A 25,166-nucleotide genomic window follows, 5' to 3' on the forward strand; every position below is an offset into this window, starting at 1 on the left:
GAAGGCCGGGCAATCAAATCGATTGCCCGGCCTGCGCGTGGTACGTGGAACAGTCAGCTCGTGGTAACGGTTGCTTCGGGGTCGCCCGGCTTCCAGGTGATGGTGCCGTGCTCGAACGTCGACTTGTAGGTGCCGTCGGGCTGTACCTGCTCGTCCGCGGTGGGGTAGCCCAGCTTGCCCTGCGAAGCCTGGTTGGCATTCCACGCATCGCGGATCTTGCCCCAGACGAAGTAGACCGGGCCGCCGTTGCGGTAGATCAGCACTCCGCCGTCGAACTGCTGGTAGACACCACTGTTGTCTTGGGTGTTCTTCTGGTTGTCGAACGGAGCACCAAGGTCCTTCTTCTGGGCTTCGGTCAGCGTTTGCCACTTGGCCAGAATGGGGCCCTCGACCGTGTACTGGGTACCGTTGGCGCCGGGGATCTGTGTCGAGCTCGCCGACGCACTGGAGCTTGGACCCGACGCCGGGGCCGACGACGTCGCGCTGGAGATCGCGCTCGAGACCGCCGAGGTTGCCGAGCTCAACGAACTCGACGCTTCGTTGGATTTGTTCGAATTGCTGCAGCCGGCACCGATCAGCCCGAATGCTGCGATCGCCGCGGAGAATGCTGCCGTTCGTTTCGTTGTCGCGCGCATCATGCCCTCCGAATTCGTTTGACCCCGTCCCTAGGTGCGATGCTATGCACCTTGTGACGCGGGCGACAAGGGTCGCCGCACCGGGCCATCAATGCGCGAAGTGCCGCGCCCCGGTCAGATAGAGCGTGATCCCGGCATTAGCGGCAGCGGCGGTCACCTCATCGTCGCGTACCGAACCGCCGGGGTGCACGATCGCCTTGACCCCGGCCGAGGTCAGAGTCTCGAGGCCGTCCGGGAACGGGAAGAACGCGTCGGAGGCCCCGACGGCTCCCCTGACCCGTTCGCCGCCGCGTTCGACTGCCAACCGGGCGGCGTCGACCCGGTTCACCTGGCCCATGCCCACGCCGATGGTGGCGCCGCCGGCGACGATGACTATCGCATTCGACTTGACTGAACGACAGGTTCGCCAGGCGAAGACGAGGTCGGTGAGCGTGGCGGGGTCGGCGGGTTCGCCGGTGGCCAGGGTCCAGTTGTTGGGGTCGTCGCCGGGGGCGTCGAGTTGGTCGCGCTGCTGGATCAGCAGTCCGCCGCTGATCGGCCGCAGCTCGTGGGCGCCGCTAAGCGGTTCGGAGGCCACCAGCACCCGGATGTTCTTCTTGCGGCTCAGCACCTCGATCGCGCCTGGCTCGTAGGCGGGAGCGACGATCACCTCGGTGAAGATCGTGCTGACGTACTCGGCCATCTCCACGCTGACTTCGGTGTTGGCTGCGATCACCCCGCCGAAGGCGCTCAGCGGGTCGCATTCGTGGGCTTTGCGGTGCGCGTCGGCAACCGAGACGTCGGAGATAGCGATGCCGCACGGGTTGGCGTGCTTGATGATCGCCACGCAGGTCCGCTCGTGGTCGAAGGCCGCCCGCCAGGCCGCGTCCGCGTCGGTGAAGTTGTTGTAGGACATCTCTTTTCCGTGCAGCTGCTCGGCCTGCGCCAGACCCGGCCACGCGACGGGGTCGGCGTAAAGCGCAGCCTGCTGGTGCGGGTTCTCGCCGTAGCGCAGCGTCGACTCACGGCGCCAGTAACGGGCGAAGAAATGCGGGAATTCCTGCGCGGGTTCCTCGGGCGCCAGCGTGGACTGCATCCAGTTGGCGACCGCGATGTCGTATTCAGCTGTGTGCTGAAACGCCAGGGACGCAAGCTTTTTACGCTCGGCTAGGGAAAAGCCTCCGTGCCGTACGGCGGCCAGCGCACCGTCGTAGCCGCGGGGATCGGTTACCACGGCGACGCTGGGATGATTCTTGGCCGCCGCGCGCACCATCGATGGACCGCCGATGTCGATCTGCTCGACGCATTCGTCTTCCGAGGCACCGGATTCGACGGTCTGGGTGAAGGGATAAAGGTTGACGACGACGAGCTCGAACGCTTCGATACCGAGTTCGGCCAGGGCTTCTTGGTGCGCGGTCTTGCGCAGGTCGGCCAGCAGTCCGGCGTGCACACGCGGGTGCAGGGTTTTGACACGTCCGTCCAGGACTTCGGGGAAACCGGTCAGTTCCTCCACGCGGGTCACCGGAATCGCTTTGTCGGCAATGGCCTTCGCGGTCGAACCGGTCGACACGATCTCGACGCCGGCGTCGGCGAGGCCCCGGGCCAGTTCGACCAGCCCGGTCTTGTCGTAGACACTGATCAATGCGCGACGAATCGGCTTCTTGTCGATGCTCATGCTGCGCTCATCCCAGGGTCGCCTTTCGTCCTGTTACCGTCACGCCGCGAGTCGCTATCGCGGCCACCACTTCTACCAGCAGTTGTCGTTCCACAACCTTGATACGTTCGTGCAGCGTCTCTTGGTCGTCGCCGTCGAGCACCTCGACGGCTTGCTGGGCCAGTATCGGACCGGTGTCCACTCCGGCATCCACCAGGTGCACCGTACAGCCAGTCACCTTGACGCCGTAGGCCAACGCGTCGGCGACGCCGTGCGCGCCGGGAAACGCCGGCAGCAACGCTGGGTGGGTGTTAACAGTACGGCCGGAGAATCGCGAAAGGAACTGCGGCCCAAGAATTCTCATGAATCCCGCGGACACGATCAGGTCGGGTCGCTGCGCGGCGGTGGCCGCGGTGATGGCGCCGTCCCAGGCGTCGCGGCCCGGATGGTCACCAACCCGCACGGTATAAGTCGGGATGTCGGACGCGGCGGCGATCTCGGTGGCCCGGCAGTCGCGATCGACACCGACGGCCACCACCCGGGCCGGGTAGTCGCCTTGCGCCGCGTCCAGCAGCGAGTTCAGCAACGAACCGGTGCCCGAGGCCAGCACCACCAGCCGCGCCGGTGCACTTGGGGGTACCCGGAGCGGTTCCTGCACACGGCGAGCCTAATCTGCCGCCGCCGAGTGGGCGTGGGGGGCTTTGAGTGCGGCCGCGAGCTCACTCCCGGCTGTCGCGCGGCTCGGCGCTGGGCTCCTCCGACGAGGCTGGGTTCGTATCGCCCTCGCCGCGCGGCATCTCGTGATCGGGTGGCATCTGGTGATCGGGCGGCATCTCGTGGCCGGGGGGCATCTCGTCGTCGCGTCGGATCTCCTCATCGGGCGGCGCATCTTGGTCAGAGAACCCAGCGGCCTCGAGATCGTCGTCGAAAGATCCCAATACGGAGTCGTCCTCGTCGGGGTCGGGGGCAATCGGCTTGGCTCGGGGCCGTCGCCGCCGTCGCCTGACCCCGCCGGCCATCACCACCGTCATCGCACCGACGACGGTGAACCAAAACAGCACCCCGAGGAACATCGCCCCCACATCGACGCCGACTTCTCCGAAGTTGCCCAACCGACCGCCGCCGCCATAGCCGAGCAACGTCATCATCAGCGCGCCGACAACCGCGGCGACCACAAGCTTGGCCATCGCCGCCGGCAACGGCAGCGGTCGCCGGGCGCACTGCTGCCCGACGGCCACCCCGGACGAGGCACCGACGATCAGCAGCGCCACCCAGGCCGGCCCGAGCTGCGGAGTGGGCGCGGCGGCCAGAATCGGGACCGCCGGCACGTCGCCGCCGAACACCGCGAATGCGCTGAACGTCGCGAACCCGATGTGCGCACTGGACCCGACCGCGACCGCCGCGGCCCCGACCATCACGTTGGGCGCATACAGCACCGACAGCACCGCGAGATTGAACTGACCCCAGATGGAGTCGCTGATGCCGAACAGGTCCTGCATGGTCGCCCAGTGCACTACCAGCGATCCCGTCGTCACCACCCCGGAGAGCCCCAGCAAGGCCAGCACCCCGGCGAAGGCGGCGCGCAGCGAGTCGCCCAGCCAATTGGGCAACGGGGACACGGCAAGCGCACGCCGCCCCACCCGCGACCACACCCCGATCGTGGCGCCGATCAGATGCACCACCAGCACGCTGGTGAACGCCCGCAGCGCACTTGGTGTTTGCAGCTCGGTCAGCACTGACGACGCGTCGTGAATGACGGCCAGGGCGATCGCGGTCATGAGCAGCGGGCCACCCACCGCCGACGCCACGATCCAGCGCACCACCAGCCAGGACGAGTATGGCGAGGTCGCGCGCGCAGTCGTGCGAGCCGCACCCCAGACCATCAGCAGCGCCGGCAGCAGCGGCATGATGCCCAGCTCCCGGCCACCGATCGAGACCGGGACCTGATGCACGCCCAGCCACATGCTGGCGATGGCGCCGAGCGCGCCGGTCATGTCGCTGTTGGCAATCAGTAGTTCCAGCAGCGTGACCGCCGCGATGATGACCAGCGCCACCACGGCCGGCGCAAACGCGACCCGGACCAGGTCGCGTGCCTGACGGGCGCCTGCAGCCCGGTTGTCCTCGCTTCTTGCCGACACGCTTCTCACTCTTCGCGTGTCACTCTTTGCGCACCGGCGCGACTAGGCGCGAGAGCGCACGGTCAGACCGGTGCCGAACCAGGCTGGCCGTAGGACTGCTGCCCCCCGGCCGGGTTCGAGTAATTAACGGGGGCCGAACCGCCCTGAGACTCGTTGCCGGCCGACACGGGAGGCGGTGGGCTGAAGCTGGGGAAACCGGTGGGCGGCGTGTGGGTCGGCGGTCCCTGATGCTGCGGCTGGTTGACCGCCTGGGTGGGTTGCGACGGGAAGCCACCGGACTGCGGGTTCTGGCCGGCCGAGTAGCCGCCGTACTGCGAGCCGTAGCCGGGCGCCTGGCCCGGATTCGGCGTGGGCTGCTGTGCTGCACCTGGCTGACCGTAGTACCCGCCCGGCTGGCCGCCGTACTGACCGTATTGGCCGTATTGGCCATAGCCGCTGAACGGGTCGTACTTCGGGCGCGGCGTCGGCGCGGTGATGACGCCGGCTTCCAGCAGCAGTGCGCCGACGGCGGCCACCGCCTGGAACACGATGCACACCAGGACGATCCATAGCGCCCAGCCGGCCGTGAACCCGTCCGGCTTGTTGAAGGTCGAGGAGATGATCAGCAGCACAGCCGCGACGGAAAGCACCGCGACAATCGGCAGGTAGCTCTTGGCCTTCGGCAGCAAGCCCACTCCGGCAAGCAACGCCGCCAGCACCGCCACCGGAACCGCGTACCCGGCGTCACCGTGCAGGTCGCCGCTGATGTCCGATTTGTAAGTGAACATCGGGCCGAAGCTGAAGAAATATGCCAACAGCCCCAACGAGAGCACCGTGATGGCCAGGATCAACCCCAGTTTGCTCTCGGGGGCGGCGGGTTCGGCGCCCGGCTGGGTGGCTACCGGGCCAGAGGCCGGCGCGGCAGCGGGTGTGCTGCCGCTATAGGAGCCCCCCTGCTGGGGTGTATAGCCGGGACTACCGGGCGAGTAGGTCATGGACTCCTCCTAGTTGCTTCCGGTCTGTTGCTTTCCGGTGCCTTGCTTGTGGTGCTCGGCGAGCCGAGGCGGCGTCACTGCCGCCGTGCCAGGCAGTCCAGTGCGGCGCTGCCCGCGACGCGTTCGACCAACCACGCTAGCGCACCGCGCCGGACTAATGCCCGCGCCGGTCGCCGCAGCTCCCGCCGGTGGCCCGCGCCATGGGGAGGGGTGCCTGCAGGTAAAAATAGAACACGTTCTAAATTGGGGCATGGACTACGGACTCGTTCTGTTCACCAGCGACCGCGGCATCTCTCCGGCGGCAGCTGCCAAGCTGGCCGACCACCACGGCTTTCAGACGTTCTACGTGCCCGAACACACCCACATCCCGATCAAGCGGGAGGCAGCCCACCCCACCACGGGTGACGAGACGCTGCCCGACGACCGCTATATGCGCACGCTGGATCCGTGGGTCAGCCTTGGCGCGGCTTCGGCGGTGACGTCACGGGTGCGACTTTCTACCGCGGTGGCATTGCCGGTCGAGCACGACCCGATCACCCTGGCGAAAAGTATTGCCACGCTCGACCATCTGTCCGGCGGGCGGGTAAGCCTGGGCGTTGGGTTCGGCTGGAATACCGACGAGCTCGCCGATCACAACGTGCCGGCCGGCCGTCGTCGCACCATGCTGCGCGAGTATCTCGAGGCGATGCGGGCGCTATGGACTCAGGAAGAGGCCGAGTACGACGGCGAGTTCGTGAAGTTCGGGCCCAGCTGGGCGTGGCCCAAGCCGGTGCAGGCGCACATCCCGGTGTTGGTGGGGGCTGCGGGCAATGAGAAGAACTTCAAGTGGATCGCGCGTAGCGCCGACGGCTGGATCACCACCCCGCGCGACTTCGACATTGACGCGCCAGTGAAGTTGCTCCAAGACACCTGGGCCGCGGCCGGCCGTGACGGAGTCCCGCAAATCGTGGCGCTGGACTTCAAGCCCGATGCCGAGAAACTGGCACGCTGGGCCGACCTCGGCGTGACCGAGGTGCTGTTCGGCTTGCCGGATAGCGACGAAGACAAGGTCGCAGCGTATGTGGAGCGGCTGGCGGGCAAACTCGCCTCGTTCGCCTAGCGCTCCAGCCCCGACCAATCTGTTTCGCGCCGCCGTCACATGGGCGTTGCGTTGGGCGCAGGCGATTGCCTACAGCGTGCAGCGGTTGCCGTGCTCGAAGGACCGCACCTGCACCGGATGCCCAAGCGGGTCGCCGTCGATCAACAGTGCGAGCAACTTGTCGTCCTGGGTGGTGGCCAGGAACCGGCTGCCATCGGCGGTAAGCCGTCCGATGACGATCCCGGTCGAACGACCGTTGTCTCGGCGCACCGTGTACGTCTCAATGACCCCGGAGCCGTCGGGGGTCTCGGTGACCGGCACGGTGGGTTGGCTGTCGATCTGAACCTGCAGCGCGGCGCTGCGGTCCGGCTGCCAGGGTCCCGGCGTGGTCGAGTAGACCCCGACCGAGTACTTGCTCTGAATGCCGCCGTTGGCACCGACGAGGCCGAATTCCCCTGGGGCGCTTCGCATCCGCGTGACCGTTTCGGCGACACCGTGCATCGAATAGTTGTTTCCGGGGCCGCCGAAGAACGGCAGCCCACCGGTGAGGGACAGGCCACGAGGGTCGTCAGGGGCCACCCCAAGGCCGTCGCAGAAGTTGAACACCGGCACTGGGAAACAGCTGTAGAGGTCGAAGGTGGCCACGTCGTGGATACCGATTCCGGCCATGTCGAGGGCCTCGCGCGCGGCTAGCACCGCCGCCGGGTAGCCGCCCAAGTCCTCGCGCTGGAGAAAGGGTTGCGCCTCGAGGTCCCCGTGCCCGCGCAGGTACACCCACTTGACCTCGGGCACCCCGAGCCGGCGCGCCGCATCGACCGACATCAGCACCGCGGCCGCGCCCTGGTTGACCTGGTCGCGTGCGACCAGCAACCTCGGGTACGGCTCGGCGATCATCCGGTTGCTCTCGGTCACGGTGATCAGTTCGTCAACGGTCCGTTCGACCGGTGCCGCCGAAAATGGGTTGGCAGCAGCAACTTTGGTGAACGGCGCGAACAGCTCAGCCATCCTCCGCAGGTATTCGGCAGGCCCCAGCCCGGTTCTCGCCCGTCGCGCGTTCTCCATCAACGCGTACTGCGTCGGCGCATCCACCAAGCCATGGATAACGGTGTAGCGCGAGATCAGTTTCTCGATCCCCGGCCCGCGGTCTTCCAGGTCACCCTCGACCATTTCACTGAAGTCGGGCCTGTCGTCGCGCCCCGCGAAATGCCGCAGGGTCGACGTCGCGTCGGAGCCGAAGACCAGCGCGACCTCCGAGTCGCCCGCGACGATCGCCCCGGCCAGCTCGGTGATCAGATGCTGAGGGCCCTGACCGCCGACGATCTCGAGGATCGCCCGTCGCGGTTCGGCGCCGATACGCTTGGCCACCGACCGCGGATAGTTGTTGGAGCACCCGAGCGGGGCGTTGGCGACAGGCCCGGAAATCTCAAACTGCCGGGTGGCCGCAATGGTGTCGATCTCGGCAGCCACCGCGGTTCCCGCGCAGTCGTCGAGGGCGGCCTGGGCTGCCGCAGCGGCCAATTCGACGGGTGACATGGCCCGGTAGCCGGGGTCATCGATGCGTTCGGCTGCCTGCCCGACACCAACGATGACCGGCGTCCGAGAATCAAGATTCATAGTCTTACTATCGACGGCGCGGTCTTGCGAGACAAACCCGCCGGTCGACGCTATCGGGCTGCCATCCGGAAATTCGTTGCCCAAGGCCATGGTGACCCAACCGCCCGGAACGCGCAGGTGACTACGCGATCCGGCTTGTCTGCACGCAGCGATGCTTCGGCGAACGGGATCGCCGGCATCAAGGGCTGACCAGCCCCCGAAAGCGGAAGAGCACGGCCCCCGCGGGGGACCGTGCTCTGCTGCCTAACTGGACCGATCAGAGGCTGTTGAGGATCTCTCGAGCCAGCGCCGCCGTCTCCGACGGAGTCTTTCCGACCCTCACCCCGGCCGCCTCTAAGGCTTCCTTCTTGGCGGCGGCGGTGCCCGACGAGCCGGACACGATCGCGCCCGCGTGTCCCATCGTCTTTCCTTCCGGTGCAGTGAATCCCGCGACGTAGCCGACGACGGGCTTGGTGACGTTGGCCTTGATGAAGTCGGCGGCCCGCTCCTCGGCGTCACCGCCGATCTCGCCAATCATCACGATGAGCTTGGTGTCGGGGTCCTTCTCGAAGGCCTCAATGGCATCGATATGGGTGGTGCCGATTACCGGGTCGCCGCCGATACCGATCGAGGTGGTGAACCCGAAATCGCGCAGCTCGTACATCATCTGGTAGGTCAGCGTGCCCGACTTGGAAACCAGCCCGACCGGACCGGGCCCGGTGATGTTGGCCGGGGTGATACCGACAAGCGACTGTCCGGGGCTGATGATGCCGGGGCAGTTCGGACCGATGATGCGGGTCTTGAGGCCCTTATTCACGTTGTAGGCCCACGCATAGGCGCTGTCCTGGACCGGGATCCCTTCGGTGATGACCACCAGCAGCGGGATCTCGGCGTCGATAGCCTCGATCATCGCGTCCTTAGCGAATTTCGGCGGCACAAAGATGATCGACACGTCGGCACCGGTCTTCTCGATGGCCTCGACGACGGTGCCGAACACCGGCAGTTCCACGTCGTTGTCGTCGGCGTCCTTGTGCTTGACCGTGGTGCCGGCCTTGCGGGCGTTGACACCGCCAACGATCTGGGTGCCCGCCTTGAGCATCCGCGCGGTGTGCGTGGTGGCCTCGCCGCCGGTGATGCCCTGGACGATGACCTTGTTGTCCTTGGTCAGGAAGATTGCCATTTGGGTCAGGTCTCCTTGTCAGGCGTTCGCCAGCTCGGCGGCTTTGTCGGCGCCGGCGTCCATGGTCTCGGCCTGGATCACCAGCGGGTGGTTGGCGGCGGCCAGAATGCGCCTGCCCTCTTCGACGTTGTTGCCGTCCAAACGCACGACCAAGGGCTTGTTGGCCTCGTCGCCCAGAATCTCCAGCGCCTTGACGATCCCGGTGGCCACCGCATCGCATGCGGTGATGCCGCCGAAGACGTTAACGAACACGCTCTTGACCTCGGGGTCGCCCAGGATCACGTCCAGTCCGGCGGCCATCACCTCCGCGGAGGCGCCGCCGCCGATGTCCAGGAAGTTGGCCGGCTTGACCCCGCCGTGCTTCTCGCCCGCGTAGGCGACGACATCCAGCGTCGACATCACCAGGCCGGCGCCGTTCCCGATGATCCCGACCTCACCGCTGAGCTTGACGTAGTTGAGGTCGTGTTCCTTGGCCTTGAGCTCGAGCGGGTCGGTGGCCTCTTTGTCCTCGAACTCGGCGTGACCGGGCTGGCGGAAGTCGGCGTTCGCGTCCAGAGTTACCTTGCCGTCCAGGGCCAGGATCTTGTCGTCCGGGGTGCGCACCAACGGGTTCACTTCGACCAGGGTGGCGTCTTCGCCGACGAACACACCCCAAAGCTTCTCGATCGTGACCGCGGCCGCGTCGAGCACATCGGCGGGCAGATGGCCCTGCTCGGCGATGGACCGCGCGAAGGCCAGGTCGACGCCCTTGACGGCATCCACCGGCACCTTGGCCAATCGGTCGGGTTTGGTAGCGGCGACCTCTTCGATCTCCATGCCGCCCTCCACCGAACACATGGCCAGGTAGCTGCGGTTGGCGCGGTCCAGCAGGAATGACAGGTAGTACTCCTCGGCGATGTCACTGGCCTCGGCAACCAGCAACTTCTTCACTATGTGGCCCTTGATGTCTAGGCCGAGGATGTTCTTGGCGTGCTCGTAGGCCTCGTCGGGGGTGGCGGCGTACTTCACACCACCGGCTTTGCCGCGTCCGCCGGCCTTGACCTGAGCCTTGACCATCACGGGCTTGCCGACCTCTTCGGCGATCGCGCGCGCCCCTTCGGCGGTGTCGGTCACCCGGCCCTGCGTCCCGGGCACGCCGTGCTTGAGGAACAACTCCTTGGCTTGATATTCGAACAGATCCATCAGCGTCACTGCCTTCGCTCGGCTTGCTTACTAGGCCCAATTGGTGGCGGTGCCAGCAATCGGCAACTCGCACGGAGGCACTGTATCCACACCCGAAAAGAGGTCCGTCGCCGCATCCCATGGCTGTGGCATACGTCACGTATGATTTGGGCCTTTCAAACGTGATCCAAGTCACAGTTTCGCTTGGTTTTGGCACCGAGGTTGCCAGTGCCATACCTTTGCGGATACCTTCTCAGAGGTCCAGATAACGTTATGGTCACGATACAAGGACATTCAGGTTGTCCCAGCACCGTATTGCTCGCACTGCCGCCGCTGGCTCGGCTCTCGGATCCCGGGATCGCTGGCCGCACTATCACCGCAACGAAGTCACCGAGATCATCCCGTTAGATGGGTTTGATGAACTCGACGACATGGAACTCGCCGATCTCGACGAGCTGGACTTCGGTGATCCCGAGTTCGACACCTCGACTCCGTTGCTGCAGGCTCCCGAACTCGACGACCTGGACGCCACCGACAATCTGAGCCCACTGTGGCTGGCAGCCCCCGTCACCGAGGTCCTGCCGCAGGTCAGCACCGATGAGCCGCGGACCACGCGCTCAGTTCACGCGCACACCACGAACGTGACGCAGCTGCCGCGCCGTGGCGGAAGCCACCGCAAGCAACCCACCAGCGCCGCTAAGGGTCGCCTGCTGATCGGGGCGATGGCGGCGGGCGCGGCCGCCGCGGCGACACACTCCGCGCTCAACCAGTCCGACGCCCCGAAGATTGAGACGGTGCTGACCGCCAACGCCTCGACCTTGTCCGGCGGGTCCGGGACCAACGGACCCCGTGGCGTCCAGGTGGTGGCCGCGCAGCCGGGCAATGTTGCGGTCCACAACGAAGAGTTCGCCCGCGGTGTGGCGTTCGCGCAGGAACGCGCGCAGCGCGAAGCACGGCTGCAGCAACCGCTGTACGTCATGCCGACCAAGGGCATCTACACATCGAACTTCGGTTACCGGTGGGGTGTGCTGCACGCCGGTATCGACCTCGCCAATTCGATCGGAACCCCGATCTATGCGGTGTCCGACGGCGTGGTCATTGATGCGGGGCCGACCGCCGGCTACGGCATGTGGGTGAAGCTTCTGCACGCCGACGGCACCGTCACCCTCTACGGCCACGTGAACACCACGCTGGTCAGCGTCGGAGAGCGGGTGATGGCCGGCGACCAGATCGCGACGATGGGCAACCGAGGGTTCTCCACCGGACCGCACTTGCACTTCGAGGTACTGCTGGGCGGCTCCGAACGAATCGACCCGGTGCCGTGGCTGGAAAAACGAGGACTGTCCGTCGGCAACTACGCCGGCTGACCTGTGACCACACCGAACGACCCGGCCAAACCCACATCACCGGAATCGTCCGAGTCTTCCGAAGAACCGCGGACTCGAATTATCCGGCGCGCGCCGACCGCGCCACTGCCACCAATTGAGGCCCCGCCGACCACCCAGATTCCGCGCAGCTCAACGCCTTTGGATGCGCGCGCAGGCGTGCCGCCGCTTCCCGGCCTGTTACCACCCGAGCCCCGGGCGCGCACGGCGGTGGCGGCCAGTGCGGTCAGCATTGTCAGCGGTTGGGCCACCTCGGTGGTGGCCACCGATCTGATCGCGGGCTGGTGGCGCACCGACCGACTTTTCTGCGTGGCGGTCGGATTCCTGGCCATGGTCTTCGCGATTACCACCGTCTCCGGGGTGATCACGCTGCTGCTGCACCGCCCGGTCGGGCGTCACCTGATCATCGCTGGGGCGGTCGTCGCGCTACTGACGTATCTCGGTGTGTTCATTGCCGGCGCGCGGGTGGCGTGGGTGGTGCACGCCCTACCGTTGTTGCCGATCGCGAGCGCGGTGCTGGCATCGCTGCCAGAAACCAAACGCTGGACCGACTAAATCCTCAGAGCTTGCTTATCGGGGCGTGGTTGTGCATCAGCTTCACCCGGCCCGCGCTGCCGAAGTCGATCAGCGACATCGCCGATTCGCCCATGCCCGAGACTTCCTCGACCCGCCCCAGCCCGTACTTGTCGTGCGTCACCCGGTCCCCGGGCTCCAACACGATCAGTGGACGCTTGCTCGCACCGGAACGGGCCGGCGCGGTGCGCGGAGCGCCGAACCGGCCCGCGCCACTCACCGGCGCGCTGAACGAAGGCTTGGGCGCGACGCGCCGCCAGTCGATGAGCTGCTGTGGAATCTCACGCAGGAACCGCGATTCCGGATTCAGCATCGGCTGTCCCCACGATGACCGAACAATGGCCCTGCTCACGTACAGCCGTTGGCGGGCCCTGGTGATACCGACGTAGGCGAGCCGACGTTCCTCGGAGAGTTCGGTCGGGTCGTCCAGCGCCCGCATGTGCGGGAACATGCCGTCCTCCCAACCGGTCACGAACACCACCGGGAACTCCAATCCCTTGGCGGTGTGCAGGGTCATCAGGGTGACCAGTCCGGCCGCGTGCTCGGGAATCTCGTCGGTGTCGGCAACCAGCGACACGCGCTCTAGGAACGCCGCCAGCACCCCGGTATCGGGGATGTCTTCGGTTTCAGCGTCTTCCAGGGCGGTGGAGTTCGCCCGGTCGATGCTGAATTCGTGTGCGACGCTGACGAGTTCGTTGAGATTGTCCAGCCGGGCCAGCTCCTGCGGGTCGGTCGAGGACTCCAGCTCACGGCGGTACCCGGTGTGTTCCAGCACCGCTTCGACCAGTTCGCCGAGGTCGTCATCGAGATGCCCGCGCAATTCGTCGAGCAGTTCGACGAACCCGGCGATTGCCTTCTCGGCGCGGGTGTTGAGCATCGGAACCTTGCCCGCGGCCGCGGCCTGCAGGGCGTCGGCGAAGCTGGCGCCAGAGTTCTCCGCGTATACCGCTACGCACGCTTCGGCGCGGTCGCCGATGCCACGGCGCGGGGTGTTGAGGATGCGCCGCATGCTGACCGCGTCGCCGGGATTGTCCAGCACCCGCAGGTAGGCGACAATGTCGCGGATCTCCTTGCGCTCGTAAAAGCGCACTCCCCCAACGACTTTGTAGGGAATCCCGGCGCGGATGAACACCTCTTCCAGGGACCGCGACGAGTTGTTGGTGCGGTAGAAGACCGCGACGTCGTTGTAGGTGATCTCGCCGCGGTCGGCCAAGGCGTCGATCTCGTCGGCGACGAAGCGGGCCTCGTCGTGCTCGTTGTCGGCGACGTAGCCCACGATCAGTTCGCCCTCGCCGGCGTCGGTCCATAGCCGCTTCTCGCGGCGCCCGGTATTGCGGGCGATCACCGAGTTCGCCGCCGACAGGATGTTCTGCGTCGAGCGGTAATTCTGTTCCAGCAGAATCGTTGTCGCGTCCGGGTAGTCGCGCTCGAAGTCCTCGATGTTGCGGATGGTCGCGCCCCGGAAAGCGTAGATGGACTGGTCGGCGTCACCGACCACGCACAGCTCGGCCGGCGGGACTTGATCAGCTGAGGAGTCTGAGTTCTCGTCACTACCCCGCCCGACCAGCTCGCGCACCAAGACGTACTGCGCGTGGTTGGTGTCCTGGTACTCGTCGACCAGCACGTGCCGAAACCGCCGCCGGTAGTACTGCGCGATGTCGGGAAAGGTCTGCAGTACCGCGACGGTCTCGCCGATCAGGTCGTCGAAGTCCAGTGCGTTGGCCGCGCGCAGCCGCCGCTGGTACTCGCCGAAAACAGAGGCGACGGTGCGGGTCAACTCGTCGGACTCGTCGGTGAGGTTGGCCACCGCCTGGTGCGGGTCGATCAGTTCGTTCTTCAAGTTCGAGATGGCATTGGCCAACAGCCGCGGCGAGAACCGCTTGATGTCTAGGCCCATGTCGCGCCCGATCATCTGGAGCAGGCGGCGCGAGTCGTCGGCGTCGTAGATGGAGAAATTGGAATTGAGTCCCGCGATCAGCGAGGCCTGGTTGCGCAGGATCCGCACGCAGGACGAGTGGAACGTCGACACCCACATGTAGCGGGCGCGCGGACCGACCAGGTTGACCACGCGTTCGCGCATCTCGGCGGCGGCCTTGTTGGTGAACGTGATCGCCAGGATCTGCCCAACGCTCACGCCCCGCTCGGCGATCAGGTAGGCGATCCGGCGGGTCAGCACCGCGGTCTTGCCCGAACCGGCGCCCGCGACGATCAGCAGCGGCGAACCCTGGTGGACCACCGCCTGCCGCTGTTGCGGGTTCAGACCCTCCAGCAACTGGTCGGCTTCGGATTTTGCGTCAGCAGCGTGCACACTCATGTCGGTCCAAACTTACCGCCGTCCGCCGACACCCGACCGTGCAGCGTCCAAAGCGCATTCGCAGCCGCGGTCCTAGAGCTAGGTACTCGCTTACGCGGCCGACAGCGCACCGGTCCATCCGAGAGTCACGCTCACGAATTCAAGATGAATACTCTTTATCCGCAGCCGAATTAAAGAGTGCTGCGGAATGTCCGACAGACGCGGCGGACGATTAGCGGTGCGAATTTGCCGCATTTTTTTGCGCGTGCACACCGGTTGGTGGCACACTCGTTTGGTGCTCAACAAGCAGCCTCGATTTTTCTACGGGTACCGGCCAGCGGTGCCCGTGGTCTAGCTGCTATCGCAGAGCCCCGCGGTCCGCTTCCGGATTTCGGGGCTCGTCTTTTGTGTGAGGCCCAACCCGGATGAGACCAGACCCCCCACCTCACGAAAACACGGAGATAGCAGACATGAACACCGAGGCACTCGATACCCAACAGCTCAGTATCGACGAGTTGCGCGCCGAGATCGACCGCCTAGACGCCGAGATCCTGGCCGCGGTCAAGCGGCGTGCCGAAGTGTCCCAGGCAATCGGCCGGGCGCGGATGGCCTCCGGCGGTACCCGACTCGTGCACAACCGCGAAATGAAGGTGATCGAGCGTTACAGCGCGCTTGGCCCCGAGGGTAAAGATCTCGCCATGCTGCTCTTGCGTCTAGGGCGGGGTCGGCTCGGCCACTAAGAGTCGGCCTCTAATCGGTTTCGACCGCATTACATTCGGCTAATTCCGGCTTTGCCAGGGTAAATTTCGCCGGAAATGGTTACAGCATTAACAGCTGGGCTTTCGCCGTTGCGCCGGTTGCTGTTCCTGTCGGCTGCGGCGTTGCTCGCGCTGCTGGGTGAGGTGTCCGGCGCGGGTGCCTCGTCGGCGTGGTCGCGGCAAGGCCAGCCGATCGAGTACCTCATGGTCCCGTCGCCGTCGATGAACAGAAACGTCAAGGTGGAGTTTCAGGGCGGCGGCTCCCACGCGGTGTACCTACTGGACGGGATGCTCGCCCGAGATGACTTCAACGGCTGGGACATCCATCTGCCGGTCTTCGAGTGGTTCGGCTCCTCGGGTCTGGCGGCAGTGTTGCCGACAGGTGGTCAGGCCAGCTTCTACTCCAACTGGTACCGGCCGGCTGTCGGCAACGGCGGCACATACACGTATAAGTGGGAGACGTTCCTGACCCAGGAGTTGCCGCAGTGGTTGGCAACGAACAAGGCGATCGGAGCGACGGGCAACGCGGTGGTCGGTGCGTCGATGGCAGGTTCGGCGGCGCTGATCCTGGCCGCCAACCATCCGCAGAATTTCGTGTACGCGGCTTCGATGTCGGGATTCCTCAATCTTTCGGCCGGTCAATGGCCCGCCCTGGTCAGTGCCGCGCAGCTGGGGGCCGGGGGCTTCCACTCCGACGCCATGTGGGGTCCACCCAGCGACCCGGCGTGGGCCGCCAACGACCCAACGGTCAACGTGCCGAAGCTGGTCGCTAACAACACTCGCATCTGGGTGTACACCGGCAATGGGGGTGAATCCGACTTAGGCACCAAGCTGGATGCCAGCTTGCTGGAAAGCGCCACCCGGATCAGCAACAAAGTCTTCGCGGCGAGGTACAAGGCCAAGGGCGGGCACAACGGCGTGTTCAACTTCCCGGCCAGCGGCACCCACACCTGGCAGTATTGGGGCGAGCAGCTGCAGGCAATGCTGCCGGATCTGCAGCAAGTTCTTGCCGGGATGGGCTCGCATTAGGGTCGGAGGTATGACCTCCTCCGACCCATCAGACATCACCGCCACCGCTGAGTGGGGCGCCCTGCGCAAGCACCACGATCAGATCGGCGAAACCCACCTGCGGCAGTTGTTCGCCGACGATCCCAAGCGTGGGCGCGACCTGACCCTGACCGTCGGCGATCTGTACATCGACTACAGCAAACACCGCATTACCCGCGAGACGATCGAGTTGCTGATCAATCTGGCCCGGGCGGCCCGATTGGAACAGCGTCGCGACGCCATGTTCGCCGGTGAGCACATCAACACCTCGGAGGATCGCGCGGTGCTGCACACGGCGCTGCGATTGCCGCGCAACGCGCGGCTTGAGGTCGACGGCCAGAACGTGGTCAAGGACGTCCATGACGTTCTTGACGCGATGGGCGACTTCACCGATCGGCTGCGTAACGGCGAATGGACCGGAGCCACCGGGCAGCGGATCCGCACCGTCGTCAACATCGGCATCGGCGGCTCGGACCTGGGTCCGGTGATGGTATACCAGGCGCTGCGGCACTACGCCGACGCGGGCATCTCGGCGCGCTTCGTCTCCAACGTCGACCCCGCTGACCTGGTCGCGGCGCTGACCGACTTGGACCCTGCCACAACGCTTTTCATCGTCGCATCCAAAACCTTCTCGACTCTGGAGACGTTGACCAACGCGACGGCCGCGCGGCGCTGGCTCACCGATTCCCTCGGTGACGGGGCGGTGGCCAAGCACTTCGTCGCGGTCTCCACCAACAAGCGACTGGTCGACGAATTCGGGATCAACACCGACAACATGTTCGGCTTCTGGGACTGGGTCGGCGGACGCTATTCGGTGGACTCGGCGATCGGGCTTTCGGTGATGGCCGTCATCGGCCGCGAAGCGTTCGCAGACTTTCTGTCCGGGTTCCATATCGTCGATGAACACTTCCGGACGGCGCCATTGGAATCGAATGCGCCAGCGCTGCTTGGTCTTATAGGTCTGTGGTACTCCAACTTCTTCGACGCGCAATCGCGCGCAGTGCTGCCGTACTCCAACGACCTGGCCCGGTTCGCAGCCTATTTGCAGCAGCTGACCATGGAGTCCAACGGTAAGTCGACCCGCGCAGACGGCAGCCCGGTCACCACCGATACCGGTGAAATCTATTGGGGCGAGCCGGGAACCAACGGCCAGCACGCCTTCTACCAATTGCTGCACCAGGGCACCCGGTTGGTCCCTGCTGACTTCATTGGGTTCAGTCAGCCCCTCGACGACCTGCCGACCGCCGAGGGTGACGGCAGCATGCACGACCTGTTGATGAGTAACTTCTTCGCCCAGACCCAGGTGCTTGCATTCGGCAAGACAGCCAAGGAAATCGCGGCCGAGGGTACCCCGAAGGATGTGGTGCCGCACAAGGTGATGCCCGGAAATCGGCCGTCAACCTCGATTCTGGCAAACCGTCTGACGCCCTCGGCGCTGGGACAGCTGATCGCGCTTTACGAGCATCAGGTGTTCACCGAGGGCGTGGTGTGGGGTATCGACTCGTTCGACCAGTGGGGTGTGGAGCTAGGCAAGACGCAGGCCAAGGCGCTGTTGCCGGTGATCACCAGCGATGCGTCGCCGGCCAAGCAGACGGACAGTTCGACGGATGCTTTGGTGCGCCGCTACCGTGCCGAAAGAGGGCGGGTGGAGTAACCGGCTGGACCCTAGCCGTGTTCTCCGTTGGCTAGCGAGAGCGAATCTTTCGACGCGACATGCCAATTCAGCGTCGTGCGATTCACCTCGGCGCTGCGGGCGCAGTGCTAGGGTGGCGGGCTAGGCGAAGGGTTTGGTCAGCGGTGGCGGCAGCAGCCGCAGCAGCTGCACCAGCGGTGCCCACGGCCACCACGGAATCACGGCGCGGCCGGGCTCCCGCTCGATGGCACCGACGAGCGCCTTGACGCCGGTTTCGTTGTCCACCATCAGCATTGTGCTGTTCGACTTGGCCGTCATCTCAGACTCGATGTAGCCCGGCTCGATTACCGAGATCTTGATCGGGCCCTTGGCGTATTCGGCGCGCAGCGATTCACCGAGCGACCTCAGTCCGGCTTTGCTCGCGGCATAGGCGGCTTTGACTCCCCCGACGCCCTTGTTGCCCAGTACGGACGAGATGAGCACCAGGTGGCCCGAACCGCTCGTGTGGAACATCTCCAGCGCGGCTTCGATCTGGACCAGCGCCGCAACCAGGTTGGTCTCGAGAGTCGCCTTGTTGGCCCACATCTTGCCGGAGCCCAGCCGGGCACCCTTGCCGATTCCTGCGTTGACGATCACCCGGTCGATGCCGCCGAGTTCGTCGCTCAGTTCGGCGAATACCTTCGGCACGCGCTCGTGGTCATTGACGTCCAACTGCTCGACTGCGACCTTTATCGACGGATACTCTTGCGTCAGTTGGGCTTTCAGGTCGTCGAGACGTTCCGTGCGTCGGGCGCACAGCGCCAGGTCGCGCCCCTTGGCGGCGAAGGCTCGTGCCATACCGGCGCCCAGGCCGGAGCTAGCACCGGTGATCAGGATTCTCTGGCGGGTCACCCGCGCAGCATATCGGGGCTATTTGAGCAGTCGCGACATGCGCCGGTCGGCGAGTACCTTGCCGCCGGTCTGACAGGTCGGACAGTATTGAAAAGACTTGTCCGCGAACGACACTTCGCGAACGGTGTCACCGCAGACCGGGCAGGGCAACCCGGTGCGGGCGTGCACCCGAAGCCCGGAGCGCTTCTCGCCTTTGAGGGTAGCCGCACCCTGTCCGACGGAGCGGCTGACGGCGTCGTTGAGGACGGAGATCATCGCGTCGTGCAGGGTGGTGAGTTGCTCCGCGGTCAGTTTGCCCGCGGTGGCGAACGGGGACAGCTTGGCCACATGCAGGATTTCGTCGCTATAGGCGTTGCCGATGCCGGCGATCACCTTCTGATCGGTGATGACGGTCTTGATCCGCCCGGTGTTGCCGGAGAGTACTCGCGCCAGGTCGTCGGGGCCGAGTTCCAGGGCGTCGGGCCCCAGCGAGGCGATCTGCGGGACCTGCTGGGGATCATTGACCAGCCAGACCGCCAGCCGTTTCTGGGTGCCGGCTTCAGTGAGGTCGAAGCCAGGCGCCGTGCCCGGGGTGCCCAGGTGCACGCGCAGCGCGATCGGGCCCTTGCCGGGGCGTAGCGGCGCGGCGGCGAGCTTGTCCGACCAGCGCAGCCAGCCGGCCCGCGACAGATGGGTGATCAGCCACAGCTCGCCGGCCTGCAGGCCCAGGTATTTGCCCCAGCGACCGGCACCGACGACGGTTTGCCCGTGCAGCGTGTTGATAGGCGGGTCGAAGGTTTTGAGCACCGAAAGTGCCGCGACGTCGACGCGGCCGATCGGCAGTCCGACGGCGTGTCGGCGCAGATGGTCGGCCAGCGCTTCGATCTCAGGGAGTTCGGGCACCGGTCCAGTCTGCCCCTAGGTCGTGGCGCCGGGTGTTCCGGGCGTTCCGGAGAGCAGGCCCTTGTTGCCACCGGCGCCGGCCGGTTTGCCGTTGCCACCGGCGCCGCCATTGCCATACAAGCTGGCGTTGCCGCCCTGGCCACCACCGCCGTCCGCGCCGGGAGTGCCGGTCGCGGTTTGTCCATTGACGGACGCTTGACCCGGAGTTCCGCCGAAACCGCCGTTGCCGCCGGCGCCGCCGTTGCCGATCCACCCCGATGCGCCCCCCGCGGCCCCGGAACCGGCGGCGCCACCGTTGCCCGCTATGGGAGCCATGGCGGCGGAGCCGGCATTTCCGCCGTGACCCCCGGTGCCGCCGAACCCTCCAGCGCCGCCGTTGCCGACGAAGAAACCTCCCCTACCGCCGAGCCCACCGTTGCCGCCGGCGCCGCCATCACCACCGTTCTCAAACCTCGCGCTGCCCCCGAAACCGCCGAGACCGCCATTGCCGCCGGCACCCCCTGCACCGAACAGCCCGGCGTCGCCGCCGGCCCCGGCAGTTAGCCCTGCCGCGCCGCCATTCGGGCCAACGACGACCTGTGCGCCTCCACCAATCAGACCTCCACCGTTGCCGCTGTCGCCACCGCTGCCGCCGTTGCCGGATAGCCACCCCGCGTGGCCGCCATTACCGCCCAGGCCACCGGTTCCACCAGTGCCGGCAGTCACAGAGGAAGAGTTGCTGTGGCTCGTCGAGCCGGTGGCTTGTCCGCCGGCGCCACCAGCCGCGCCGTTGCCACCGTCACCGAAGAGATAGCCGCCGCGACCACCGGCGCCACCGTTTCCGCCGATGCCGCCGTTAGCGCCGGAGCCCCCGGCACCGCTGACGTTCAGACCGGCGTCTCCCCCGGTCCCGCCGATCCCGCCTCGTCCGCCGTTGCCCCAAATCCAGCCACCGGCCCCGCCGTTGCCGCCGTTGCCAGCATTGGCCCCGGGCTGGGCTACCGCGCCCGCGGCGCTATTGTCGCCCGATCCACCGGCACCCCCGACTCCGCCGTTACCGAAGAACCCGGCTGACCCGCCGTGGCCGCCGTTCTGGCCAGCCGCACCGTTGGCGCCGTTGCCGCCGTTGCCCCACAGGATTCCGCCGTCGCCGCCGTTGGCGCCGGGTGTGGCTCCGTTGGCTCCGTTACCGATCAGCGGACGATTTAGGAGTGCCATCGTCGGCGCGTTGATGGCGCCAAGCACTTCTTGTTCGGCGGTCTGCAGCACGTTCGATGCCTCCGCACTGGCGTACTGCGCCGCGCCGGCACTCATCAGCTGCACGAACTGCTCGTGGAACTGTGCCGCCTGGGCGCTGAGCGCCTGGTAGGCCTGCGCGTGCGCCCCGAACATCGCCGCGATGACGGCCGAAACCTCGTCCGCCCCGGCAGCCAGCACAGTCGACGTGGGAAATTGTGCGGCCAGGTTGGCCTGACTGATCGTCGAGCCGATCCCGGCCAGATCAGAGGCGGCGGCCGCCACAAACTCCGGCGTAGCGTTCACAAACGACACAAGCGGACCTCCTGAAGTCCGCATATTACTGCGATCAAGATCACACTTTGGGCGTTTTAACCGAATTCGATTGCGGCTGAATGATTTCAGCGACGACGTTATCCGGGCTGCGAACTAGACCGCCCCGGGCTGGCCGTCCTTGCCGAAGATTTTGCCGCCGGCGCCACCGCTGCCACCTGGCTGACCGAACCTGCTGGCTCCCCCATCGCCGCCCGCGCCGAACAAACCTGCGTCGCCGCCGCCGCCACCGATGCCGGTATGGACGCTGGTGGGCGCGCCCGACGGTGACTGGCCGGCGTTGCCACCGCCGCCGCCGTCTCCGAACAACCAGCCACCGTGGCCGCCGGCACCGCCGTTGCTGACCGCATAGACCTGGAACGACGTGGTTCCGGTAGCGCCGCCGTCGCCGCCACGCCCGCCACTGCCGAGCAGTGTGGCATCACCACCGCGACCGCCGTCGCCGCCGACGCCGGACCATCCATTGCTGGGATCTCCGGAAAGGGTCCCGGCTACGACGCCGCCGTCGCCGCCCGCACCGCCCCTGCCACCGTCTCCACCCGACCCGATCAGGCCGCCGCGGCCGCCCTGACCACCGGTCCCCCCGGCGCCGCCCGAACCACCGTCACCCCCGGTAGTGGATGCGCCGCCGAGGCCGCCGGCCCCACCGAGTCCACCGACGCCACCGCTGCCCCACAAGAGGCCGCCATTGCCACCGTCGCCACCGAAGCCACCTTGTCCGCCGTCCCCGCCCGTGCCGCCGGCGAGGACGGTGGCGGACTGTCCGTCGCCGCCGTAGCCACCGTTTCCGCCGGCGCCGCCGTGGCCGAACAACCCCGCGTTGCCGCCGTTACCGGCATGCACGTCGAAGGCGTAGAAGCCGTTGGCTGAGCCGTTGACCCCTTCATCAATGAGCGTGCTGCCTGGGTTTCTGAAGGACCCGCCGCTGCCGCTGTCCCCGCCGGTGCCGCCGTCTCCGGCGATCCACCCGCCGTGACCGCCGTTGCCGCCGGCACCAGCCAAGCCGCTGATTCCGGCCCTGCCCGCGGCGGCGATGTTCTGGGAGCCGACGGCGTTGCCGCCGCTTCCGCCCGTGCCACCGATCCCGCCATTGCCAAAGAGTCCCGCGGACCCGCCGTTACCGCCACCACCACCGGGGCCCGCGCTACTGCCGGCCGTGATCGAGGATTGGAAGTACCCGTCGCCGCCGTTGCCGCCATGGCCACCGGCGCCCCCGTTGCCGTAGAGCCAGCCGCCCGTACCGCCGTTGCCGCCGAGCCCGGCAGCCTGCCCGGCTCGATGAGCCGAGTCACCGGCGACGCCATTGGCGCCGTTACCACCCGTGCCGCCGGCGCCCCCGTTGCCGAAGAACCCGGCAGAACCGCCGTTGCCGCCGTTCTGGCCTGTCCCACCGTTGGCGCCGTTGCCGCCGTTGCCCCAAAGAATCCCCCCGTCGGCGCCATTGGCGCCGGGTGTGGCGCCGTTGGCGCCGTTCCCGATCAGCGGACGATTCAGCAGCGCCATCGTCGGCGCGTTGATGGCGCCGAGGACATCCTGACCCGCCGCGGTCAGCGCGTTGGATGCTTCAGCGCTGGCGTATTGCGCTGCACCGCCGCTCATCAACTGGACGAACTGCTCGTGGAATTGGGCCGCCTGCGCACTCAACGCCTGGTAAGCCTGGGCGTGCGCGCCGAACATCGCCGCAATGGCCGCCGAGACCTCGTCGGCGCCGGCAGCCAGCACTGTCGACGTCGGCGCTGCCGCGGCCCAGGTGGCGGCGTTGATCGTGGACCCGATGCTGGAGAGGTCCGACGCCGCCGCGGCAACCCACTCCGGCGTAGCGAACACGTACGACATCCAGAACCCACTTCCCCGACCAACCGCACATTAAGCACGTGTTTAGCACGCGAACACGGATCGTATCGCGGCGCCTGGGGTACGGAGCACACGTTCTACGAGGGATTTACTAAACCCTCATCTACCGGATGCCGCCGCGAGGAGTCCTCGAGATTTGTCCCGACATGGAAAGCCATCGCCGGGCCGCCGCGAGACGGATTATTGGCGCGGCGGGCTCGGCGGCGCCTGCGGTGCTGCCGGACGAGACGGCCTGGGCGCGACCGGTGTGGCAGGCGCCGGCGGTGTGGCAGGAGCGGCTGTCGGCGCCTCAAGTGCGGCTCCTTTCAGCGCGTTCCCACCTTCGACAGTGCCCCCATTGCCAAGGCCAACCATGCCGCGACTTGCCCCGTTGCCGGCCAGGCCGGCAGATCCGCCACCTTGCGTAGTCACGCCGACCCCGCCGCCTCGCCCAGCGGCTTCTGCTGCCGCGGCACGGCCGAAACTGCCGGCCAACGGGGGGTGCCCGGTGATAGGTGCCGTGATCCCATGGGAAATCTGCTGCTCAGCGGTTTGCAGCGGTCCAGTTGCCGAGGTCGGGGAGATTTCGGCAGCCCCTAGGGCAGCATTTGACGCCTCCGCGGAGGCGTATTGCGCAGCTCCTCCGGCCATCAGCTGCACGAACTGCTCGTGGAATAGCGCCATCTGGGCACTGGCCGCCTGATAGGCCTGGGCGTGCAAGTCGAACAACGCTGCGATTGCGCCCGAGATTTCGTCGCCGCCTGCGGCCAACACGCCGGACGTAGGCGCTGCAGCAGCAGCGCTCGCTCCATTGATCGAGTTGCCGATGCTCGATAGGTCCGAGGCCGCCGCAGCGACCCACTCGGGCATAGCGAACACGTAGGACATTCGGCAATTCTCCTCGTTCGATGGGACCGCGTATTGGGCACGCGTCTGGCAGCCGCACCCTATCCCAGGATGCTGGGGTGCGGCATCTGCAGCGCGTGCCGGCCAGGCGACGCTGTAGGGGTCCGGGCCGTTCGGGGGTTCCGACCCTCAGGTGCGCGTGCAGTCGGGACGCAGTAGCGCGATTACCGCTCAGCTAGCGAGCGTCATGGAAGGTAGGTCAATCGCTAGTTAATCGGGCGCCCGCAGCAGGTAGGTGTCCATGATCCAGCCGTGCCGGGTGCGGGCCTGCGCGCGAAGATCGGCGATCCGCGAGCCCACCCCGCCGACAGTTCCCGTGACCAGCAGCTCGTCCGGAGTACCCAGGTAGGCGCCCCACCAGATGCGGGTTTCGGGTGCGCAGACCTGGAAGGAGCAATCGGCGTCGAGCATCACCACCGCCGACCCGGACAACCCGTGCGCGCGCAGCTGGCGGCCGGTGGTGATCAGCACCGGTTCACCGATGTCGTTGAGCGGGATGCGGTGCCGCGCAGTCAACGCCTGCACCGCGGTGATCCCCGGGATCACGTCATAGCTGATGTCGATCTCGGTGGCCACCGCGTCCAGAATGCGCAGCGTGCTGTCGTAGAGCGACGGGTCACCCCAGGCCAGGAAGGCCCCGCAGCCGTCGGGCTGCACTTCGTCGCGGATCGCCGCCGCCCAGATGCGGGCGCGGTCCGCATGCCAGTCCGAGACGGCTTGCCGGTACTCGGCATCGTGCGCCCCGGCGGCGGCACGCCGCGGATCGGGCAACTCGACGAACCGATAACCCGGGCGCCGGATGAAGCGCGCGCAAATCTGCTGCCGCAACGCCACCAGATCACTCTTGAACTCGCCCTTGTCCATCGCGAAGAACACCTGGGTGTCGTTGAGCGCCTCGATTGCCTGGACGGTCACATAACCGGGATCACCTGCGCCGATACCGATGACGTGAATGCGCCGACCCATACCGCCCAACTTAGAGAAGGCCGCGGGAAGCTCCCTAGATGAGACCGTCGGTACCCAGT

General features: G+C 66.6%; 21 protein-coding genes and 1 pseudogene. 6 read left to right on the forward strand and 16 right to left on the reverse strand.

The window, feature by feature from the left end; translation table 11 throughout:
- Positions 1–53: 53 nt before the first annotated feature.
- The 5 genes from H0P51_RS23335 to H0P51_RS23355 form a co-directional block, all read right to left on the reverse strand.
- Positions 54–635 (reverse strand): LGFP repeat-containing protein, encoded by a 582-nt coding sequence (locus tag H0P51_RS23335; protein ID WP_180915199.1) that lies wholly within the window; start codon positions 633–635, stop codon positions 54–56.
- 88 nt (positions 636–723) lie between these two features.
- A complete protein-coding gene (gene purH / locus H0P51_RS23340; RefSeq protein WP_180915200.1) occupies positions 724–2,289 on the reverse strand; it encodes a bifunctional phosphoribosylaminoimidazolecarboxamide formyltransferase/IMP cyclohydrolase in 1,566 nt (521 codons plus the stop codon).
- A gap of 7 nt (positions 2,290–2,296) precedes the next feature.
- Positions 2,297–2,926 carry a phosphoribosylglycinamide formyltransferase gene (purN, locus tag H0P51_RS23345; protein ID WP_180915201.1) on the reverse strand — a complete coding sequence of 210 codons (630 nt, stop codon included), beginning with the start codon at positions 2,924–2,926 and terminating at the stop codon, positions 2,297–2,299.
- Between the two features lie 61 nt (positions 2,927–2,987).
- Positions 2,988–4,415 carry a cell division protein PerM gene (locus H0P51_RS23350; protein WP_246398175.1) on the reverse strand — a complete coding sequence of 476 codons (1,428 nt, stop codon included), beginning with the start codon at positions 4,413–4,415 and terminating at the stop codon, positions 2,988–2,990.
- Positions 4,416–4,468: 53 nt separating this feature from the next.
- Complete coding sequence (locus tag H0P51_RS23355; protein WP_180915202.1) at positions 4,469–5,380, reverse strand: DUF5336 domain-containing protein; 912 nt, start codon at positions 5,378–5,380, stop codon at positions 4,469–4,471.
- Between the two features lie 250 nt (positions 5,381–5,630).
- On the opposite strand from H0P51_RS23355, the gene H0P51_RS23360 reads away from it, so the two are divergent.
- Positions 5,631–6,479 (forward strand): LLM class F420-dependent oxidoreductase, encoded by an 849-nt coding sequence (locus H0P51_RS23360; protein WP_180915203.1) that lies wholly within the window; start codon positions 5,631–5,633, stop codon positions 6,477–6,479.
- 69 nt (positions 6,480–6,548) lie between these two features.
- Here H0P51_RS23360 and H0P51_RS23365 read toward each other — a convergent pair whose 3' ends face one another.
- The 3 genes from H0P51_RS23365 to sucC all read right to left on the reverse strand — a co-directional run bounded on the left by H0P51_RS23365 (position 6,549) and on the right by sucC (position 10,413).
- Positions 6,549–8,072 carry an acetyl-CoA acetyltransferase gene (locus H0P51_RS23365; protein ID WP_180915204.1) on the reverse strand — a complete coding sequence of 508 codons (1,524 nt, stop codon included), beginning with the start codon at positions 8,070–8,072 and terminating at the stop codon, positions 6,549–6,551.
- Positions 8,073–8,328: 256 nt separating this feature from the next.
- Positions 8,329–9,231 carry a succinate--CoA ligase subunit alpha gene (gene sucD, locus H0P51_RS23370; protein ID WP_180915205.1) on the reverse strand — a complete coding sequence of 301 codons (903 nt, stop codon included), beginning with the start codon at positions 9,229–9,231 and terminating at the stop codon, positions 8,329–8,331.
- A gap of 18 nt (positions 9,232–9,249) precedes the next feature.
- Complete coding sequence (sucC, locus tag H0P51_RS23375; RefSeq protein ID WP_180915206.1) at positions 9,250–10,413, reverse strand: ADP-forming succinate--CoA ligase subunit beta; 1,164 nt, start codon at positions 10,411–10,413, stop codon at positions 9,250–9,252.
- A gap of 278 nt (positions 10,414–10,691) precedes the next feature.
- On the opposite strand from sucC, the gene H0P51_RS23380 reads away from it, so the two are divergent.
- Both H0P51_RS23380 and H0P51_RS23385 read left to right on the forward strand, forming a co-directional pair.
- Positions 10,692–11,759, forward strand: coding sequence for a M23 family metallopeptidase (locus tag H0P51_RS23380; protein WP_425488911.1), 1,068 nt, complete (start codon positions 10,692–10,694; stop codon positions 11,757–11,759).
- A 3-nt stretch (positions 11,760–11,762) separates the two neighbouring features.
- Positions 11,763–12,332, forward strand: a complete 570-nt coding sequence (locus H0P51_RS23385) for a hypothetical protein (protein ID WP_180915207.1) — start codon at positions 11,763–11,765, stop codon at positions 12,330–12,332.
- A 4-nt stretch (positions 12,333–12,336) separates the two neighbouring features.
- Here the strand turns inward: H0P51_RS23385 and pcrA are convergent, their stop codons facing one another.
- Positions 12,337–14,664, reverse strand: a complete 2,328-nt coding sequence (gene pcrA / locus H0P51_RS23390; protein WP_180915208.1) for a DNA helicase PcrA — start codon at positions 14,662–14,664, stop codon at positions 12,337–12,339.
- Positions 14,665–15,068: 404 nt separating this feature from the next.
- Here pcrA and H0P51_RS23395 point away from each other — a divergent pair, with 404 nt between their 5' ends.
- The 3 genes from H0P51_RS23395 to pgi all read left to right on the forward strand — a co-directional run bounded on the left by H0P51_RS23395 (position 15,069) and on the right by pgi (position 18,102).
- Positions 15,069–15,383, forward strand: coding sequence for a chorismate mutase (locus tag H0P51_RS23395; protein ID WP_180915209.1), 315 nt, complete (start codon positions 15,069–15,071; stop codon positions 15,381–15,383).
- 75 nt (positions 15,384–15,458) lie between these two features.
- Positions 15,459–16,430: an esterase family protein gene (locus H0P51_RS23400; RefSeq protein WP_180915210.1), complete on the forward strand. Its 972-nt coding sequence runs from the start codon at positions 15,459–15,461 to the stop codon at positions 16,428–16,430.
- 10 nt (positions 16,431–16,440) lie between these two features.
- Positions 16,441–18,102, forward strand: a complete 1,662-nt coding sequence (pgi, locus tag H0P51_RS23405; protein WP_180915211.1) for a glucose-6-phosphate isomerase — start codon at positions 16,441–16,443, stop codon at positions 18,100–18,102.
- 120 nt (positions 18,103–18,222) lie between these two features.
- Here the strand turns inward: pgi and H0P51_RS23410 are convergent, their stop codons facing one another.
- The 7 genes and pseudogenes from H0P51_RS23410 to cobF form a co-directional block, all read right to left on the reverse strand.
- Positions 18,223–18,972, reverse strand: a complete 750-nt coding sequence (locus H0P51_RS23410) for an SDR family oxidoreductase (protein ID WP_180915212.1) — start codon at positions 18,970–18,972, stop codon at positions 18,223–18,225.
- 18 nt (positions 18,973–18,990) lie between these two features.
- On the reverse strand, positions 18,991–19,479 hold the full coding sequence (locus H0P51_RS28705) for a zinc finger domain-containing protein (protein WP_425489091.1): 489 nt from the start codon (positions 19,477–19,479) through the stop codon (positions 18,991–18,993).
- Positions 19,480–19,659: 180 nt separating this feature from the next.
- Positions 19,660–19,854, reverse strand: a pseudogene (locus H0P51_RS28710) (DNA-formamidopyrimidine glycosylase family protein); the annotation flags it as partial.
- A gap of 15 nt (positions 19,855–19,869) precedes the next feature.
- A complete protein-coding gene (locus H0P51_RS23420; protein ID WP_180915214.1) occupies positions 19,870–21,384 on the reverse strand; it encodes a PE family protein in 1,515 nt (504 codons plus the stop codon).
- Positions 21,385–21,498: 114 nt separating this feature from the next.
- Positions 21,499–23,238, reverse strand: coding sequence for a PE family protein (locus H0P51_RS23425; RefSeq protein WP_180915215.1), 1,740 nt, complete (start codon positions 23,236–23,238; stop codon positions 21,499–21,501).
- A 198-nt stretch (positions 23,239–23,436) separates the two neighbouring features.
- The gene (locus tag H0P51_RS29035; protein WP_180915216.1) at positions 23,437–24,123 is read right to left on the reverse strand and encodes a PE family protein; all 687 of its coding nucleotides are present in this window, start codon (positions 24,121–24,123) and stop codon (positions 23,437–23,439) included.
- A gap of 228 nt (positions 24,124–24,351) precedes the next feature.
- Positions 24,352–25,107 carry a precorrin-6A synthase (deacetylating) gene (gene cobF / locus H0P51_RS23435; RefSeq protein WP_180915217.1) on the reverse strand — a complete coding sequence of 252 codons (756 nt, stop codon included), beginning with the start codon at positions 25,105–25,107 and terminating at the stop codon, positions 24,352–24,354.
- Positions 25,108–25,166: the final 59 nt, after the last annotated feature.

It is taken from the genome of Mycobacterium vicinigordonae, assembly GCF_013466425.1.
GTDB classification, from domain to species: Bacteria; Actinomycetota; Actinomycetes; order Mycobacteriales; family Mycobacteriaceae; genus Mycobacterium; species Mycobacterium vicinigordonae.